Annotated in this window: 14 protein-coding genes; 3 read left to right on the top strand and 11 right to left on the bottom strand. The window is 61.1% G+C overall.

Annotated elements, in window-relative coordinates:
* Positions 1 to 26: 26 nt before the first annotated feature.
* Positions 27 to 2,363, bottom strand: coding sequence for an ATP-binding protein (locus AC1Q6Z_RS24400; RefSeq protein ID WP_492649596.1), 2,337 nt, complete (start codon positions 2,361 to 2,363; stop codon positions 27 to 29).
* Complete coding sequence (locus AC1Q6Z_RS24395) at positions 2,360 to 2,563, bottom strand: helix-turn-helix transcriptional regulator (protein ID WP_492649595.1); 204 nt, start codon at positions 2,561 to 2,563, stop codon at positions 2,360 to 2,362. Before AC1Q6Z_RS24395 ends, AC1Q6Z_RS24400 begins: the two co-directional genes overlap by 4 nt.
* 311 nt (positions 2,564 to 2,874) lie before the next feature.
* Here AC1Q6Z_RS24395 and AC1Q6Z_RS24390 point away from each other — a divergent pair, with 311 nt between their 5' ends.
* Entirely contained in the window at positions 2,875 to 4,050 is a 1,176-nt protein-coding gene (locus AC1Q6Z_RS24390; RefSeq protein ID WP_492649594.1) for a tyrosine-type recombinase/integrase, read from the top strand.
* 217 nt (positions 4,051 to 4,267) lie between these two features.
* Here the strand turns inward: AC1Q6Z_RS24390 and AC1Q6Z_RS24385 are convergent, their stop codons facing one another.
* The 7 genes from AC1Q6Z_RS24385 to AC1Q6Z_RS24355 form a co-directional block, all read right to left on the bottom strand.
* Complete coding sequence (locus AC1Q6Z_RS24385; RefSeq protein ID WP_492649593.1) at positions 4,268 to 4,882, bottom strand: hypothetical protein; 615 nt, start codon at positions 4,880 to 4,882, stop codon at positions 4,268 to 4,270.
* A 170-nt stretch (positions 4,883 to 5,052) separates the two neighbouring features.
* The gene (locus tag AC1Q6Z_RS24380; RefSeq protein ID WP_492649592.1) at positions 5,053 to 6,579 is read right to left on the bottom strand and encodes a caspase family protein; all 1,527 of its coding nucleotides are present in this window, start codon (positions 6,577 to 6,579) and stop codon (positions 5,053 to 5,055) included.
* A complete protein-coding gene (locus AC1Q6Z_RS24375) occupies positions 6,579 to 8,153 on the bottom strand; it encodes a caspase family protein (RefSeq protein ID WP_492649591.1) in 1,575 nt (524 codons plus the stop codon). The genes AC1Q6Z_RS24380 and AC1Q6Z_RS24375 overlap by 1 nt, the downstream gene beginning before the upstream one ends.
* Positions 8,154 to 8,158: 5 nt before the next feature.
* The gene (locus AC1Q6Z_RS24370) at positions 8,159 to 9,109 is read right to left on the bottom strand and encodes an OmpA family protein (protein WP_492649590.1); all 951 of its coding nucleotides are present in this window, start codon (positions 9,107 to 9,109) and stop codon (positions 8,159 to 8,161) included.
* 69 nt (positions 9,110 to 9,178) lie between these two features.
* Positions 9,179 to 12,553 (bottom strand): c-type cytochrome, encoded by a 3,375-nt coding sequence (locus AC1Q6Z_RS24365; protein WP_492649589.1) that lies wholly within the window; start codon positions 12,551 to 12,553, stop codon positions 9,179 to 9,181.
* Between the two features lie 105 nt (positions 12,554 to 12,658).
* Positions 12,659 to 13,918: a ferredoxin reductase family protein gene (locus AC1Q6Z_RS24360; RefSeq protein WP_439630963.1), complete on the bottom strand. Its 1,260-nt coding sequence runs from the start codon at positions 13,916 to 13,918 to the stop codon at positions 12,659 to 12,661.
* A 238-nt stretch (positions 13,919 to 14,156) separates the two neighbouring features.
* The gene (locus tag AC1Q6Z_RS24355; protein ID WP_492649588.1) at positions 14,157 to 14,399 is read right to left on the bottom strand and encodes a hypothetical protein; all 243 of its coding nucleotides are present in this window, start codon (positions 14,397 to 14,399) and stop codon (positions 14,157 to 14,159) included.
* Positions 14,400 to 14,565: 166 nt separating this feature from the next.
* Between AC1Q6Z_RS24355 and AC1Q6Z_RS24350 the strand changes: the two genes are divergently transcribed.
* Positions 14,566 to 15,921 (top strand): M10 family metallopeptidase, encoded by a 1,356-nt coding sequence (locus tag AC1Q6Z_RS24350; RefSeq protein ID WP_492649587.1) that lies wholly within the window; start codon positions 14,566 to 14,568, stop codon positions 15,919 to 15,921.
* Between the two features lie 155 nt (positions 15,922 to 16,076).
* Positions 16,077 to 16,697, top strand: a complete 621-nt coding sequence (locus tag AC1Q6Z_RS24345; protein WP_492649586.1) for a GntR family transcriptional regulator — start codon at positions 16,077 to 16,079, stop codon at positions 16,695 to 16,697.
* 51 nt (positions 16,698 to 16,748) lie between these two features.
* Here the strand turns inward: AC1Q6Z_RS24345 and AC1Q6Z_RS24340 are convergent, their stop codons facing one another.
* Both AC1Q6Z_RS24340 and AC1Q6Z_RS24335 read right to left on the bottom strand, forming a co-directional pair.
* Positions 16,749 to 17,561, bottom strand: coding sequence for a ferredoxin--NADP reductase (locus AC1Q6Z_RS24340; protein ID WP_256115876.1), 813 nt, complete (start codon positions 17,559 to 17,561; stop codon positions 16,749 to 16,751).
* 193 nt (positions 17,562 to 17,754) lie between these two features.
* On the bottom strand, positions 17,755 to 18,246 hold the full coding sequence (locus AC1Q6Z_RS24335; protein ID WP_492649585.1) for a DUF934 domain-containing protein: 492 nt from the start codon (positions 18,244 to 18,246) through the stop codon (positions 17,755 to 17,757).
* Between the last annotated feature and the right edge of the window lie 9 nt (positions 18,247 to 18,255).

Genomic DNA, 18,255 nt, shown 5'->3' with positions numbered 1-18,255 from the left:
ATTTCGATCTCAGAGACGGCAGATCTTTAAGCCGCGATCGTCCTCGCAGTTTCCGATGCCCAGTCTGACCAATGCTCGGCCGGGCTGCCTTCGAGGTAAGCGGGCAGGATCCGCTCGATGTCCTGTGCAGATGGGAACGAAACCTCCGCTACCGCCGCCTCCACCTGCCCTTCGATATCGGCCTCCGCCAGAATGCGCTCACGGATGGACTCGCGGAGAAAGTCGCTGGTGTCGTCTATGATCGTATCGAGCACATAGTCGGTGGGCGGGATTACCTTCTCGACACCGTGCTCTTCCATCTTGCGGTCGAGCCATGCAATGAACTGGGGCATGGTCATCGCGTTTAACTCGAAGCGCTTACCTTGTAGCCATGCCGTCCAGTCAGTGCCATCGATCCGGTTCTTGATGTAATCGGCGACCGGAGCGGTCTTCCCGTCTTTCTCGCGGTCTTCTGGATCGAGACCCATCTCGTACGCCTCCCAGGGCTCGAGACCGATGTTGATGATCTCGACCTTTCTGCGCCCCCGCGCCCGCGTTTCCTCCTGCAGCGTCTGGAAGATCATAGTTCCAAAGGCGTCGGCATCGTGCGCACAGAACACCGTGATGTCTTCCTCGGCGTCGTCCGCGAGCATGTCCAGGAAATCTCGCACGGCTCGAGTGCTGAAACCCTTCGATGTTAGCAACGCACAATCATAGCGCTCAGGCCATTCTGCCGACTTGAGCGCTTCGAAGAAGCCCTCCTTCTCGATGAAGAGCACCTTGTTGAAGGCCCACTTCGGTCGGCGATAACCTTCGACGGTCAATGTGCCGATCGGAAACTCCAGCCCGGTATGCGGATGATAGAGCGTGCCACGAGCGTCGCGATACATGCCAGGTATCATCCCCGTGTCTTCCTCATAGGCCGTGATGATCGCGTTGAAGTTGCCGTATGTGGGCTCGGCACCAAGTTCCGAAATGATGTATGGTCGAACCGCGTAGTAGAGCTGACGGCAGTTGAATCGGTACTTCCCGTCATCGCTGACCTTGGCAATCGCTTCATCCACGACGGACAGCACGATCTCCTTCTGGGAGCGTTTCGCGGGAGCCTTCGGCGCCGCTCGTTTGGCACGCTTGACGGCCGACTGGATGGCGGCCGCGATCTCCTTGACGAACGGCGTGAGATCCGGCTCCTTTCCATCGGTGGTGATGGGCACATGAGGGGCGATGATGTTGAAGACGATATTGTATTCGCCCCGCTCTGCATCGAACCTGTGACCCAGACCGCAGCCGTGGATACTGACAATCTTCTTGTTCCTGTAACCTCGGATCTCACCTGCGATGGGAGTCCGATTCACAAAGGCGCTGATAGAGACTCTGTCCTCGGAGGCCCCATGATACTCGCACCACGCTTCTACTACGAAGGGTATTTCCGCCTTCGGATTGCGTGCGCCGATCTGTACCGACCCCATTTCTACAGCGTGCCATTTCGGCAGCGAGTCAACCTTGCCCACGCTTCCGAGACGCTTTGGCGACACGGGCTTCGCATGGGATCGAGCTGCGCCCAATAGGGCTACGGCCTGGTCGCGATCAAGTGACGCGCAAGGCATGCCTTTGAACGTTTCGGCGATCAGGCCAGCCTTTGCGCCCGAGCACCCATCCAACTGCGCAATCAGTTCACGTACAGGGCGCTCGCGGCCTGCCTGTAGTAGCTCGAAGAAATGATCGGCGTCATACCAAAACGGTGAAGCTTTCCCGCCGTAGGACTCTCCTGCGACCATGCGGATAGCCTCCTCGCCCCATCGCATTGCCAGGGGGTCGTGCGGCATGTCCTGACCGAAGGAAATACAGACGCGTGTGCCGATCGGATAAACGGCCAGCGAAGATGACACCGATGTGCCGCCATCATCTCGCGGTGTAAGGCGATGCTCCGCGTTCCGCGTGGTGACGGTTAGCTTCCCGCCGGAGGCCAGCACGGCACCTGCGACGACACGAAGGCCGTTGCCCAGCGCACCACGTTTCGGTAGTCGCCAGAGCTTGGACGACACCATGGGTCGATTGATCGAGAACATGCGCGCGATATCGGTCGGGCTTCCTTCAATGCCCGGACCATCATCCTCTATCATGTAGGTATCGGTGTCATCGACATGAATAGATGCCTTGCCACCAGCATCAAGGGCATTGTCGACGAGCTCCTTCAATACGAGACGGCGTAGGTGGCGCACGGGGACACCGGCCTTCTGGGACAAGGTTCCGATCGAACGGAACAGAACCCAGTCTTGGCGCTCAAATTGAAATTCTGGTATTTTCGAAGAGGGGATTAAGCTTGCTGAATTCTGGTTTGCCGCAACCGGAATTTCAAAAAGCTCTGGTGCGGGCAGGCTCATGCTGCTGCCCTTCCCTGCTCATCGAGCCATTTGGTGAGAGCGGATCGGCGTGCCGCAACGGTGCCGCCCAACTTAAAATGCGGCAACAGCCCGTCATATGTCAGGCGATATGTCTGCCTAGCGGAAATTCCCAGGTAGTCGGCGATGGCCTTGGCGCCGAGCAACAGGTCGCCAGAGATATTGTCGTTAGACGGAATCATGGTGTCTCCTCTGCCGAGGTCGGTACAGAGTCCGAACGTCGGTCCAATAGCGTGAAATGAGAAGGTTCGGTAACCGACCGATGGTCGGGTTGAGTTGCGACACGCCATTCACGGCGCGGTCCTTAAGGACCTCAGCTATCGAGGAGAGGGCTTACCTTGCGAGCCTCACCTCGGCGGGAACCACCCCGCGAACACGAATCCACCATAGAGATTCGAATATGCGCCTTATAGTTGAATTTGACATCGTTTGTCAAGCCTTTTCTTTCTCTCCGTCATGTGCCATTGTGTGCCGGAATTTTCAGGAGGTCAAAGTGGCGAAGATAAAGAAGCGGTCGTGGACCAATGCCAGCGGCAAGCACGAGGCTTGGCAGATGGACTTCACCGACCGACACGGAAAGCGCCATCGCGAACAGTTCAACCTTAAGCGCGATGCCGAGAATCGCCTGGCCGAATTGCAGGGAACCACCCGAGCCGGCACTTACCGTCCCCTCGCGGACAAGGCTGACGTGGCTAAGGCATGCGAGGCGTTCTGCGCCTACATGACCGATCGCCGTGACCGCGGTGAGAAGGTCACGGAGACCTACCTGCGCACGACCCGCCAGCACTGCGAGAACTGGATTGATCCAGCCAACGAATATGTCCTTCGTCGACAAGGTTTGGAGCGGAAAGACACGATCGGCTTTAAGGGTGGCATCGGTGCGATCAAGCTGCCGGATCTGACCGCCGCGCGAGTGATCAAGTTCCGCGATGAGATGCGAAAGCATGGCGCCGGCGTCGTGACAACCCGCCGCGTTCTCGGAACGCTGTCGCGGATTTTGAAGCATGCGGTTGAAAGCGATCTCGCAACCATCAACGTCGCCAAGGGAATCCGCGTCATCGGCACGCGCGATGAGGACGGTGAGAAGGTGACACCTCCATCGAAGGCCGATATCGCAAAGTTGCTTGCCAAGGCGGAAGGCGGTGCCAAGCTTCGCGTAACCTTCGCGGCGACCACTGGCCTTCGCGCTTCGGAGCAGTGGGCGCTGCAATGGAAGCATGTCGATCTCGACAAGGCGCTGGTGAAGGTCGAGCAGCGTCTTGATGCCTTCGGCGGGATCGACGTCACCAAGAGCGCGGCCGGGAAGCGGAACGTCCCATTGGGGAAGGCCATGGTAACCGCGCTCGCCTGCCATCGCGACACAGCCAAATTCACGGCCGATGAAGATTACGTGTTCCCCGACAGCCGCGGCAACTTTACCCGCCACACCAACCACACGAAACGCTTATGGAACCCGCTGGTAAAGGCTACTGGGATCGAGCCGATTGGATGGCACGCCCTTCGCCACTTCGCCGTCAGCACCTGGATTGAGGCCGGTCTCCAGCCGAAAGCGGTGCAGACCCTTGCGGGCCACGCGAGCTACGCCATTACCATGAACAGGTACGGCCATCTGTTCCCCAGCGACAGCCACCACGAGGCCTTCGACAGGCTAGCAGAGGCGCTAGCATGATTGGCACATACGCGGCACACGGCACGCTGAAGCGCCTAATAAACCAGCATTTACCTTTTGACTTTTAATCAGTAGGTCCAGGGTTCGAATCCCTGCGCGCTCACCACATAAAACTTAGCAGATTGTAATTTAGAGAAATAACTAGTGGGCGTTCCCCGCATTCGGTGGGTTTTCGACACGTTAGCTTCCTTCGGGAGTCGCTGTTGTGGCGATGCCACTATACAAGCAATGGTCGGCCATTCACGTACTGGTCTGAGGCGGGGAATATTGTAACGATCTGCGGGTTCGTGGTGGACGTTGCGTTGATGACGACCACTGCCATGGTGCAATCCATGGATTTGACGTTCCCTGCATCGATTGCCCGGCCATAAAACCCATTCGGGATCGGCGATACAGCCAGAAACCGCGTGTTTGGATCAGTGTTGTTCTCGCGAAGTTCGCAATGCTCCGATCCTATCACCTGTTGCACCAGGCCCAGAATATCGTCCTTTGCCGCCATGCTTTTCTGCGGAACGACGATTTCTCTGCCGCGAAGCTTTTTGCCGAATTCGGCCTTCTTTTTCGCTCCTACTTTCAGCAGAGCCGCGCGAATTGTTTTGTCGAATAGATTGCTTCTGTTTAGGTCGTCTGAGGATTTTATGGAGATGTTGGCGATTCTCTTAAAATATCCTTGCGGATATCCCGTCTGTCCCGCGGCCTCATATGCACTTTGCTTGGAAAAATGCTTCTCCATGGAATGCTGGTTGCCTCTGATTTTTTCGAACATCTCGCCAGCATTGCACGCCAGTAGGGCCTTTATAGCGGCCTCTGCACTCGAATATCTGATGGTCATACTATCCCTCGCATTATGACTTTGAATTCATACGCGCGGCAGACCCTTAGCGGGGTCGCGACAGCCCGAAGGTCAACAAAAAATATGCTTTAGACAAGTCAAAAAATATGCGGTGGCCACAGGCAGGGCCACAACCTATCGCATGCAGAAATCGGCCCGCTAAGCCCTTGTCAGTAGATCGTGTATTTCAACAATCCCAGTGACCAGTTCACGCTGCGGTTTTCGGTATCCCTTGTCCAGGTCTGCTTCAGCGTGCCGGCGATGTCGGCGATGGTGGTGCGGGCGTCGAGTTCCTTGGTCAGGCCGTAATCGCTGGGCGCGACCTTGGTGAGGTCGACGTCGTCGGCGACGACGATGGCGACGAGCACGTTTTCGCTCGGGCCTTCTGCCTCGAAGTCGAAGCCGTAATAGTCGTCCGGGATGGTCATCGGCATGTTTGCGGTGAGCGGCGTGATCTTCTGGGCCGATTCGTTCGGGAAGATCTGGGTCGCCTTGCCGTCCTTGGCGACGTCGTAGAGGATGAGGTGGCCGCCGGTGCTGCTGGTCACGGTGATCTTGAAGACGTCGCCGTGTTTCAGGTAGTCGGAGGAGAGCACGACCTTGACGTCGCCGGTCTCCGGCTTGCCGAGGATGTCGCCGACGGCGTCGACCGGATCGGCAGCGACATAGGCGGTCTGCTGCGTGTTCTCGACCTTCACCTCCTCGACCTTGCCGTAATCGGGCGTCTGTTGCTGCGTCTGCTGGGCGGTGGTGTCGGCGGTGGGTGTCACGGCGCTGGCGCCGAGCAGCGCGTAGTTGACCTCCAGTTGGGGATCGAGGCCCTGGCACTGGGTCTGTGCGGCGCAATAGGTCTGCGACTGCTTCTTCACATATTCCAGCAGTTCGGCATTGGAGACGATGCCGTTGCCGTTGCTGTCACCGGCGGTGATGTCGTGGCCGTTCACATAGGAGAGCGTGAAGACGCCGTGGCGCTCTTCCGGCGGCAGGCGCGTGTCATCCCAGGCGACCTGGTAGGAGGACGCGGCACTCCAGGCTTCCACGCCGTTCTGCTTGGCGATGTCGGGCTTGTCGACCACGGCGACGTCGATGCGCAGGCCGCGCATCTTCACCGCATCCACCGGCTTGGCGAAGGGACGCGGCAGGAAGCGCGCGCTCTCCAGCGATTCGCCGACATCCGTCGAGAGCGAACGCGAGATCGTGCCGGAATGGCAGGCGTCGATGACGATGGAGACAGCGCGGTCCTTCAGCTTTGCCAGCATCGCGTCGATCTCGTCGTCGAGAATGACATTGGTCCAGTCGCCATCGCCGGCGGCGATATCGAAGGTGGAGAGCGCCTCGTCGAGCCCGTCCTCCTCGTCGCCGCTGGTATCCTTCACCTGGAGGCCATGGCCGGAGAAGTAGAAATAGACGCGGTCGCCCGGCTGCGTGCCGTTGACGAGCCATTCGTCGATGCTGGCGAGGATCGCGGCGCGGGTCGCATCCTTGTCAAGCAGCACGCGGATCGCTTCCGGCGCAAAGCCCTGTTTTTCCTTCAGCAGCTTTTCGATCAGCGGCACGTCGTTCTTCGGCCCCTCGAGGAACATCTTTTCAGGCAGCGTGGCATAGGTGCCGATGCCGATCAGCAGCGCCTTGTCGGCGGCTTCGGCGCCTGAAAACAGGCAGAGCGAAAGGAGAAGGGCTGCCGCGTAACGGATCATCAGAGCGTTTCCCGCGTATAAAGAGGTTGGATGGCGACGCTCGCCTCCTTGCCGTCGAGCCGCGTCAGAAGCGCCTGCAGCAGGGTTTGCGAGGTCACGGTACGGTCGGCGAGCACCGCGCCGATCGCATCGACCGGCTCGGCGGTCCAGATCGTGATGAGGTGGTCGGCGCCGAAGGGCTTGACGATCTCGACATCGGTCAGCTTGAACTGCGAACTGCTGGTGCCGGCCGCCTGCATGTCGAGGAACTGCACCTCACCCGTATTGGCGAGGTTGAAGACCAGCATGTTCGGATAACGGCCGGGCGGCGCGTCGAAGCGCAGGCGCGTGCCGGCGGCATAAATGTCCTTGACCGGGGTGAGCGAAACGGAGCCCGGATTCTGGCTTGCCAGCGCCTTCAGGAAATCGAGCAGGACATATTTGTCGACCACGGACTGGATGCGCTCCGCATCGACATTTTCCGCCGCGACGTCGCCGTTCGGCGTGTAGAAGACGCCGCTTGCCACATCCCAGCGGAAGGGCGTGCCGGTGCCGTCGGCATTCTTCGGCTTGTCGCCGGCGCCATCGATCTGCAAGGCGATGTTGCCGGTCCAGCCGAGGTCTTTTGCGGACTTGATGGTCTTTTCCACGACCGGCGTCGTGGCGCCGTTGTCATTGTCGGCCGTTTCGGTCGTCGTGCCGTTGTTGACCGGAATGCCGCGCGTCAGCGTGACGACGACTTCGCTTTCCGAACGGGCCACCTGCGGCATGAAGTTCGGCACCTGCAAGGCTTCCGAGCGGTTTTTCACGTTCGAGAAGATGTAGTCTTCGAGCTCGATGCGCGTGATGATGCCGTTGCCGTCGCGGTCGGCGCTGCCTTCCACCGCACGGGCGAAACTCCAGCTGAGCGCGCCGCGCGGCTCGCCGTCGATGATGACCTCCGGCGTCGGCTGGCTTTCCAGCGAGGCGGCCAGAACCGTCACCTGCTTGAAGTCGATGTCCTTGAGGTTCGCGCCGGCGATCGCCTCCTGCGAGGGCGGCGCGAGCTTGACCGTGACGGCGGGCGCCAGCCGGGTCTTGCCCGTGACCGAGCGGCTCATGCCCCCGGAAAAGCAGCTGTCGGAAACGAAGAGCACATGCACGCCCTTGCCTTCCGCTTCGCCGAACCAGGCGTTCATCTCGTTGTCGACGATGATTTCCTTGGAGGTTTCCTCGTAGCGGTTGCGGTCGAAGCCTGGCAGCTGGAGGAATTCGTCGAGACCGTCCGCCTCGTCGCCTGCGATGAGCTCGGGCATCTGCGCGCCGTGGCCGGCATAGGTGAAGATGATCGTATCGCCGGAGGCGGCCTGCGCCACCATGTCGGTCCAGGCCTTCCGGATATCGTCCTTGCGTGCCTCGGCGTTCGTGAATTTCGTGACCGTGAAGCCCGCCGCGCTCATCGAGCGATAGACGTCCTCGGCGTCGCGCACGGCGCCATCGAGGCTGACGTCGTTCGGATATTGGTCGACGCCGACGACGAGCGCGAAAGTCTGCGCCGCGAAGGCGGGACCCGGCAGGGCGACGGCGAGGGAAAGCGCCAGCAATCGAGGCAGCATTTTCATCATTCCACGTCCACTTCCACGCGGCGATGCAGCTGGTTCATCGTATCCGTATCATAGGCGCTGGCATCGTCCGGCTTGAAGGGCTGGTCCTCGCCCTTGCCTTCGGTGGTGATCGCGCCGGCATAACCGGCGGTGGAGAGATAGGATTTCAGCGTCTCGGCGCGGGCAAGCGACAGCTTGTAATTGGCATCAGCCGAGCCGACGGGGTCGGTGTGGCCGATCAGCTTGATCGAACCGGGCTTCATCGTCTTCAGGCATTCCGCAAGGTCTTTTGCGGCCTCGACGCCCTCGGGCGTGAAATCCGCCGTGCCGAAGACGTAGCGCACCGGCGTCGACTTCTTCTTGATCTTCACGCCGCGGAAGGAGACCTTGCAGCCGCCGCGCATGGCGAGCTGCACCGGCCGGGGCGAGGCAAGCCGCATTTCGCCCGCGAGCTTGTCGAGCCGCAGGATGTACTGCTCGTCCGGCGCCATCCAGTCCGGCGTCATCGTCTCGTTCGAGCCGTCTTCCAGCGCCAGCTGGTAGAACCGCGCAGCCTGTTCGTAGTCCTTGCGCTCACGGGCGAGATCGCCGAGCGCGTCATAGACCTGCCAGGGGCCGCCATACTGGCGCTGGAGGTCTTCCAGCTCCTGCTGGTGATCGGCGAGTTTTCCGCCATTGCCGACGGTGGTCGCGATGCGGTTGAAGGCGGTGAGCGAGGCGACGCGGCCGGTCAGCGTGCGCTCGTTGGCGCTGCAATTGGCCGTGCTCGCGGTCTCGGCGATCGAGCGGGCCTTCTGCTCGTCGCCCGCATTGAACGCTTCGGTGACGCCGGTGTAGGCATCGCAGGCGGCAGCGGCGGGTGCTGCTCCGGCCAGTGCGAAGACTGTCGACGCAAGAGCAATTCCAGCAAAAGTGCGAAGCGGTTTTGCGCCCGCTATCGCGTCAAAGCAAAGAGATCGCAGCAGCATTGTCGGTCCAGCCCTCATGTCCTCGTGGAAAAGATCAGGCAGGGATCCAAAGGACCCCTGCCCGGTTTGTCACTTGATCTCGAAGGTCACCATCTGCAGACCGCTTGCCCCGTTGTCCTTCTCGGCCTGCTTGGCGAGATTGATGGCGAGGCCGCGCGTCAGCGGCTGCTTCGAGTTGGCGACCAGTTCCTTGGCTTTTTCGGCCGTCAGTTTCTGGTCGCCGAGACCGCCGATCTTGCAGAAGGCGATCATCGTTTCGCCGGGCGACGGCGAATCGAAGGTCAGGTTACCCGTTCCCGGTTGCGGGATCAGGCGTTTTTCGCCGGCATTCAGCGTCGTCGAGCCGATCATCACATCCGGCACGATTTCGACATTGCCGGTGTCTTCGACATACATCAGCTGAAGTTCGCAGGCGTGGTTGGTGCTGAGTTCGAAGCTCAGATAATCCCCAACCTTGGCGCTTGTCGATGCCACATGCACGGCAAGTTTCACCTTGTCGGCCTGCGCCTTGTCGTCCTGCTTGTAGGCGGGCACGGCATAAGCCGTGTTGGCACTCGCCCCGGCATACTGGTCGCCCGTTGCCTGGCCCTGAGTTGCCTGGCCCTGGCTCTGCTGCTGGTAGGCGTCGTTGTTGACGGCCTGCTCCTGCTTTTGTTCCTGCTTCTGCTCGGGCTGCTGGTAGCCGGCATTGTTGTCGACCGGCTGCTGGTAGTTGTTGTCAGCCGTCTGCTGGCCCGCATTGGCGGCGTTCGCATCCGGGTTGACGCCGCGCTTCAGCGGATCGAGCTGGAGAAGCGGCTGGAGCATGAAGGCATATTGCTCCTCGACCTCGACGCGCGGGATCGTGGAACCGGCTTCAAGCGTTGCAACCCAGTCGAGGCCGATGCGCAGGGCATTGACGTCGGTGAGGCGACGGATGTCGGAGGAGAATTCCTCCGGCGTCATGTCGAACTCGGCGGCAAGCTGCTCGAAGTTCAGCTCGTCCTCATACTTGTCGGCGAAGTAGGTGAAGATCTCGGCACCGCCGGGAGCCTTCAGGCTGGTCAGGCCGCCACCCGAGGTCGGCTCGGTGATGCCGAGACGATCGAGGGCCGCGACGAAGCGGTCCGTGTCACGCTTGTAGACCTCGTTCAGCTCCTCCTGCGGCACGTAGACGGCGAGCAGCTCGTCCTGCTGGTCCTTGGAGAACAGCGTGGACGTCTCGATATGCTCGCGCAGCTGGTCGCGCTTGGAAAGGATGCCGTCGAAGTGGCAGTCGAAGCACGAGCGGGCATTGATGATCTCGACGCCCTTGCCGATCGGCCGCTTGCGGAAGGAGACGATCGCCGTCGGGCCGATGTCGAGCTGGTCGCCCTTGTCGGTCGAGAGATAGTAGCCCTGCATGCCGTTCGGAAGCGAGAAGATCATTTCGCCGCCGTCATGGTCGAAGGGTTCCAGGCCGGCCTTCAGGCGAATGCCCTCCGGACCCGCGGGGAAGCGCTTCAGCACCTGCTTGCCGACGTCGCCGGCAAAGTCATAGGACTTCCAGTAGTAGCCGCCGAACGGCATATCGTGGCGTTCCAGCATGCGGTTGTGGTCGGACACACCCGAGGAACCATCCGCAAAGCCGGCCCGCACAATACGGCGGCGTTCGATGTTCTGGTTGACCGGCACCCCGAAGCGCTTTTCGAGCTCGGCGATGTTGGTCGGCAGCTTCATGAGGCGGTTATAGACCTTCGGCCGTGCGCCGTTGCTCATGAACCAGTCGACACGCATGATCGGCAGCTGCGTCTGCGTTGCCTTGGCAAGCGAGTGAAGCTGCGCATCGCTCGTCGGGTCAACGCCGTAGAAATACTCGTTGATCAGGAAGTTGTAGTCGTCCTCGCTCCATTCGAGATCGCGCAGGTCGACGCGCACGAGCAGGCCGTCGGTCCCTTCGACTTCTTCCGGAAGCACGAGCTCCGGCCCGTAGGAGAGCGAGTTGAGCAGTTTCTTGAAGCCGCCGGCGAGAACCTTCATGCGCTTCAGGAAGGTCTCGTGCGATTCGCAGCTCATCATGCCGTTATACTGGTCGCGATAGCTGAAGTAACGCATGAACGGCTGGTCGTGTTCGTCGACCTTGGAGATGTCGCGCAGCGCCAATTCGACGAAATCGAGGTATTTCAGCATCGGCCGCGAGCGCTTGGCCTCCGTCGCGGCGACTGCCGTCGGGATATCCGACTGGTTCAGCGAGTTGATCCAGGTGGCGAGGCTCTGCACTTCTTCGTCGCTAGGACGCTTGCCGAGCGGCATGCGGCCGCTGGTGACGCTGGTATAGAGCAGCGACTTGGCGGCGTCGCCGGGCGTCACGAAGGCCGGATTGGCGGCGATCGAGGCAAGGTCGCCCGCCGGGAAGGACCCTTGCGAGCTTTCGCCCGGGCCGTGGCAGTTGCGGCAATATTTGCCGATGAAGGCATCGGCGGCGGAAGCGGATTCCGCGTTGCCACCGCCAGCACTCAGCGCCGTTTCAGGCGTCGATTCGCTGCAGACAGGCGTTTGGCTCTGCTCGACAGGTGCCTCTACGGGTATCTCGCGATCCGCAAGGAACGCGTACATGGCCTGCTTGTCCTCATCGGGCAGCGTCGAAAGGCCTTGGGCGATTCGACGCATGACCGGATCGGACAGCGGCGAACCGGAGAGCTTCTTGCCCTCGTCAATAAGCCCCTTGGTGAAGACTGTATGCGAAGCAAGACCGCTGATGCGGGCCTTGGTGATATCGGGCGCGACCGCGCCGGTCAGGCCCTTCTCGCCCTCATAGGCGCGGGTGAGATCAAGACCGTAGGTCGTGGTGCGCGGCGTGTGGCAATCGCCGCAGCCGCCGACATTCTCGATCAGGTAGCGGCCGCGCTCCATCTGCGTTTCCTCGCGCGGCTGGAAGGCCTGCACGGTGAAATGGCTGCGCTTCCAGAGCGTGATCGTCGTCTGGCGGCTGAAGGGGAACGCGATCTCGTGTTCCTTCGAGGCGGCATCCGATTGCGGCAGCGAATCGATGTAGGCCTTGATGTCCAGCACGTCCTCCGGCTTCATGCCGCCGTAGGAGGTATAGGGCATGACCGGGTAGAGGTTGTCGCCGTTCTTCTTGAGGCCGACCATCACGGCGTTCAGGAAGTCCGCATTGGACCAGCCGCCGATGCCGTTCGGATGGGCGGAAATGTTTGGCGCGAAGAACTTTCCGATCGCCGTCTGCATTTCCATGCCGCCCGAAAGCAGTTCGATATTGTCGCCCGAGCCATGGCAGGCGCCGCAGCCGGCGGCGCCGAACAGGATCTTGCCGTTATCGGCATTCGCCTGGTAGGTGCCGTAGGCATCGGCCGCGAACTGGTCGATGGCATAAGCCCCCGCGGGACAGAAGATCGCCAACGCAAGGCCGAGAGCGGCGGCAAGCCGGGCACCCGAACGGACGAATGATGTCTTGAACATGCGCATGGCTTGTTCCCTTCGCTCCAAAAGGCCGGCGAACCGGCTGGAAATCCATTTCTTTCACACAATTCCAAAGGCGAAACCGCTTTGCGCGCTTTCGCCGAAACTGCTCTACCGAAACTCGAAACGCTCGAACTCGACGCGGCGCGGCGCCTTGCCGAGTTCCCTCAACCCCTTTTCGATCGCCAGCCGCAAGGGCGGCGGTCCGCAGAACCACAGGTCTGCTTCTGCCGGATTCATGCTGGTCCCCGCCACGAGCTTCGTCGCATCGAAGCGGCCGTCGACCGCCGAATTGTGCAGGACGAAGTTGAAGTTCTCGAGCTTTTCCGCCTGCGCGCGGAACGTGTCGAGGCCGATCGCCTCCGCCCCGTCGCGCACGCAGTAGACCATGTGGATATCCTGCCCCTCGTCGCCCTTCAGCCGGCTCGCCATGGCGAGGAACGGCGTGACGCCGATGCCGCCGGCAAGCCAGATCTGCTTCTTGCCGCCGCGCTTGTGGTTGAAATGCCCGTAGCCGCCTTCGAGCGTCAGCGCATCGCCGACGGCGACGCCCTCGCGCAGCGCCTTGGTATAGTCACCGAGCGGCTTGATGGCGAAGCGAACCGAACCGTCCTCGTCGATGCCGGCGATGGTGAAGGGATGCGGCTCGCGCAACCCCGCCTTGTTGACGCGGAAGAAGCCGAACTGGCCGGGCATGGCCCTGAGCTTGCGGTTGATCGGCCTTGCGGAAATGATCGTCGCGCCCTCGTGGCGCTCGACATTCACCACCTCGTAGCGGCGGGTGCGAAGCCAGGGCAGCAGCTGCGTATAGGCGTAGCTGACGATGCCGACGGCCGCGAAGAGGTTCAGGTAGGTCGCGAGGAATGCCGTGCCGTCATAGGGCCGCTTGATGAACATCTGGTGGAAAGCCACCATAACAAAGAGCAGGCCGATGAAGCGGTGCGTGATGCGCCAGTATTGATAGGGAATCTGGAAGCGCGTCTTCGGGATCACCTTCACGATGCTGAGGATGAGCAGGAAGACGAAGCCGTAGAAGGCCCACTCGCCCATGGTCGCTGCGAGGATGTTCAACCCGCTGGTGACGGCAAGGCCCTGGAAATCCGGTGCAATGAAATAATGCACCAGGATAAGACAGAGCACTGCGATGCCGATCTTGCGATGGAACTGGTAGATGCGGTCGAGCCCGCCGAAAAGCCGCTCGATGAAGGGCGGGCGCGTCGCCATGAACTGAGCGATCCCCATGGCGACGAAGGCCATGGACGAGGCCATCAGCGAAAAAGTCGTGCCCGCATTGGTATGGCTGACGGCCGGCACGGCCAGCAGGCCGGCGAAAACGATCAGGATTGTTGCGATGATGGAACCCGCAGTCAACGTATGCCCCCACAATTCAACTGGACGGTCCGAATTCCAGGGGCATGCTGGCAAGGCCCATGACGTTCGTCAACCGCATTCGTCCTATCGACGCGTGGGCGTCCGGCTTTATTCGGGTTGGTTTCGCATGCGCGGGAAGAAGGTCGGAAAAGGTCACCCAGGGAACATCAGGAGCGCGAAAACAGACGCAAAAAGGGCGCCTCGCGGCGCCCTTCAATCTGCGGTTTCAAAAGTGCGGCTACTTGCCGAGCCGCTTGATATCCTCGCGCGCCCTGTCGGCGAGCGGGTGTTTGGGATGGCGCGCGATGAAAAGCTCGAGCGCGTCGCGCGTGCCCTTGGACTTCAGATTTTCATATTCCCCCTGTACGGCTTTTTCCGGATCAGACGGTCGCGCCATGATGCCGCCGGTGCCTTCCGGCGCCTCCCCGGCTGCGGCGAGGACAAGGCAAGTCGTGGCGACAATGGTTATCTTCGAGAACAATTTTAACCTCCGGTCGAATAGCATTCGGCGATCATCCGTTCTGTGCTACGAGGTGTCCATCCCATCATGGGCGGAGTGGATGTTCAAGCATCGTCAGAATCGGAGTGAATTGCGGTCTATCCAAGGCACGCAAACAAAACGTCCAGCATAGTAGGAGAATTTTGACATGACAGGCACTGGTAAGGTCATCAAGACCATCAACAAGACTGGCATAACGACCATTGACGGCGTGTTGTCCGGCTCCGCCTGGTCAGGATCCCTGACCTATGCTTTCCCGACGTCGTCGAGCGCTTACGATTACACGGGCGAACCCAATAGCGGCTTCGGCACGATCTCCTCCCTTCAACAGTCGGCCGCCCGCTTCGCGCTGGACACGGCCTTCGGCAATGCCGCCAACAACGGCTTTTCCGTCGAGGGTTTCACCAACCTGGCGGTCTCGCAGGGCAGCACCACGACAGCCAACCTGCGCTTTGCCGAATCGGACATGCCGTCCACGGCCTGGGCCTACTATCCCGGAAACAGCAGTCAGAGCGGCGATCTGTGGTTCGGCCGGCAGTTCGACTACCGCTCGCCGGTCGCCGGCAACTATGCCTGGGCGACGATGCTGCACGAGATCGGCCATGCGCTCGGCCTCAAGCACGGCCATGAATTCGAAGGCAGCTTCCCCGCTTTGCCCGCCAACCGAGATTCGATGGAATATTCCATCATGACCTACCGCTCCAATGTCGGCGGGCCGGCGGACGGCTACCGCAACGGCGAGTTCGATTACGCGCAGTCCTACATGATGTCCGACATCGCCGCCTTGCAGCGCATGTATGGCGCCGACTTCACCACCAACGCGACGAACACCGTCTACAAGTGGAACCCGGGCAGCGGCGATACGCTCGTCAACGGCAAGGTCGCCATCGATGCCGGTGCCAACCGCATCTTCGCGACCATCTGGGACGGCGGCGGCCGGGACACCTACGACCTGTCTTCCTACAAGAACGGCGTCAACGTCGACCTGCGCCCCGGCTCGCACTCGAAGTTCAGCGACGTCCAGCTGGCGCTCCTCAACTTCGAAAGCGACACCTATTCGCGCGGCAACATCTTCAACGCTCTGCTCTTCAAGGGCGACACGCGCTCGCTGATCGAGAACGCCAAGGGCGGCAGCGGCAATGACGTGTTGCGCGGCAACCAGGCCGCCAATTCGCTCCAGGGCAATGCCGGCAGCGACAAGCTCTTCGGCATGGTGGGCAATGACAAGCTCGACGGCGGCAGGGGCGCCGACCAGCTCACCGGCGGCGCCGGCGCCGACGACTTCGTGTTCAAGAAGGGCTACGGCCGCGACACGATCCTGGACTTCAAGAACAATATCGACGACATCGACCTGCGCAGCTACAATTTCGCCAGCGTCAATGCCGTGCTCAACAAGGCAACGCAGGTCGGCGACGACGTGCACATCAAGCTTGCCAGCACGGACATCCTCATCCTCGACGACTTCAAGCTGAAAGATCTCGACGCGCGCGACTTCCTGCTCTGATTTCCAGCAACAATCCGAGCACAGCACGGCCGGAACCCCTGAGGTTCCGGCCTTTTTTATTGCTCGCCATCACGCAAAACGCCTCTGATATATCAGCGCATTGGACATCCGTTTTGCGACATGCAACCATGTGATATATCAATTGGGATTCGAGAATGAAGGAAACCGCGGCGTCGCAAGCCCACCTCGCCTATCTCGCCCTCGAAGGGCTGATCGTCACGCTGAAGCTGAAGCCGGGTTCGCTGGTCACCGAACGCCAGCTCATCGAGCTCGCAGGCCATGGCCGCACGCCGGTGCGCGAAGCGATCCAGAAGCTGGAATGGCAAGGCTTGATCGCCGTGCGCCCGCGCGCCGGCCTGCAGATCACGGCAATCCGCCCGGAGGATCATGCGCATGTCATGGCGACGCGCCGGCAGCTCGAACCGCTCGCCGCCGACCTCGTCGCCCGGCACGCGAGTGACGAACACCGCGAACAGCTCGTCGCCTGCGCGCAGACGATGACGGCCTGCTCGATCCATTCCGACATGGAAGGGTTTCTTGCGGCCGATAAGACCTTCGACGAGATCATGGAGCAGGCCTGCCCCAACCGCTTCGTGACCGCCGCGCTCGCCCCCTTGCAGACCCATGCGCGCCGGCTCTGGTTCGCCCGCGCCGACAATAGGCAGATGGACCGGGCGGTGGATCTGCATGTGAAGGTCATCCGCGCCATCCGCAACGGCGACGGCCCGGCGGCGGCGACCGCGATGGCCGATCTGCTCGATTCGCTGTCCGCCTGAAACGAAAAAAGGCGGCCCGAAGCCGCCCTTGTTATCCCATATGGCCTTCGCTCAATCGACGAAGGCCCGCTCGATGACGAATTCGCCGGGCTTGTTGTTGGAGCCCTCAATGAGACCTGCCTGTTCCAGCAGCCCCTTGGTTTCCTTCAGCATCGCCGACGAGCCGCAGATCATGCCACGGTCCACCGCAGGATCGAAATGCGGCACGCCGAGATCGGCGAACATTTTTCCGTTGCTGATAAGGTCTGTGATGCGGCCCTGGAACGGGTAGTCCTCGCGGGTCACCGTCGCATAGTGGCGCAGCTTGTTGCCGACGACTTCCGCCAGGAATTCGTGGTTGCGGATTTCCTCGACGAGGTCGAAGCCGTATTTCAGCTCGGAGACTTCGCGGCAGGTATGCGTCAGGATGACTTCGTCGAATTTTTCATAGGTTTCCGGATCGCGCATCAGGCTTGCGAAGGGCGCAATGCCGGTGCCTGTCGAGAACATGTAGAGCCGCTTGCCGGGTGTCAGCGCATCGAGCACCAGCGTGCCGGTCGGCTTCTTGCGCATCAGCACGGTGTCGCCCGGCTGGATCTGCTGGAGATGCGAGGTCAGCGGGCCGTCCGGCACCTTGATCGAGAAGAATTCCAGCTCCTCGTCCCACGACGGGCTTGCGATCGAATAGGCGCGGTAGACCGGCTTTTCGCCGACCATCAGGCCGATCATGGCGAACTCGCCGGAGCGGAAACGAAAGCTCTCGGGGCGCGTCATGCGGAAGCGGAACAGGCGATCCGTATAATGCTGCACGCTCGTCACCGTCTCGGCGAATACGCCGGCGGGAATGGCGGGCACGAAATCTTCGGTCTTGGCAGGTGCGTTCATTTCGGGATCGATCCTGGCTGCGTCGGAAATTCTTGACGATAGGCAGATATTACATGTTGAGCGGCAAAGGAAGGTATTCCGTTCCAATGCGCCGATTGGCCGCGCATCTCTTTTCTAACAACGCTTGGCGGTCGTTTTTATTCCGGCGCGAGCCTAAAATACGATTGCGGCGTTTCGCCGGTCGAGAGCGAAATCAGGCCCGGCGCCGCCAACTGTAGGAACCGGCATCTTCCGATGCCCGCGCCGTCGGCTGGTAGTGGTTGTCGATGCCCGGCAGCCGGTTTTCCGCAAGCCGCTTCAGCGCGGTCGCGTTGGTCACGGCAAAGCTGTCGATGCCACAGCGCAGCATCAGCGGGATCTGGTCGATCAGCACGTCGCCGACCGCCCTCACCTCGCCGGTGAATCCAAGCCGCGAACGCAGCAGCGACGCATGGCTGAAGGCGCGGCCGTCGTTGAAGGCCGGAAAGGCGACGGCGACCAGCGCCAGCCGGTCGAGATGGCCTTCCAGCTTGCGCACGTCATCCGCCGGGTTGATTAGCACGCCGAGGCCCGTTTCGTCCGTCTTCGCCAGAAAGTCGTCGAGACAGAGCACCGCCTTCTCGTTCGAGCCGGCCTTGACCTCTTCGGTTTCGAGGATCCAGGGATCGTCGGTCACGAAGCCGGCTTCGTTCCAGATTTTCGTCATCGCCAAACT

The organism is Shinella sp. GW835-FHT14H05 (assembly GCF_058793575.1).
Note: the sequence above shows the minus strand (reverse complement) of the source record. Positions and strands in the feature narration are given on the sequence as shown.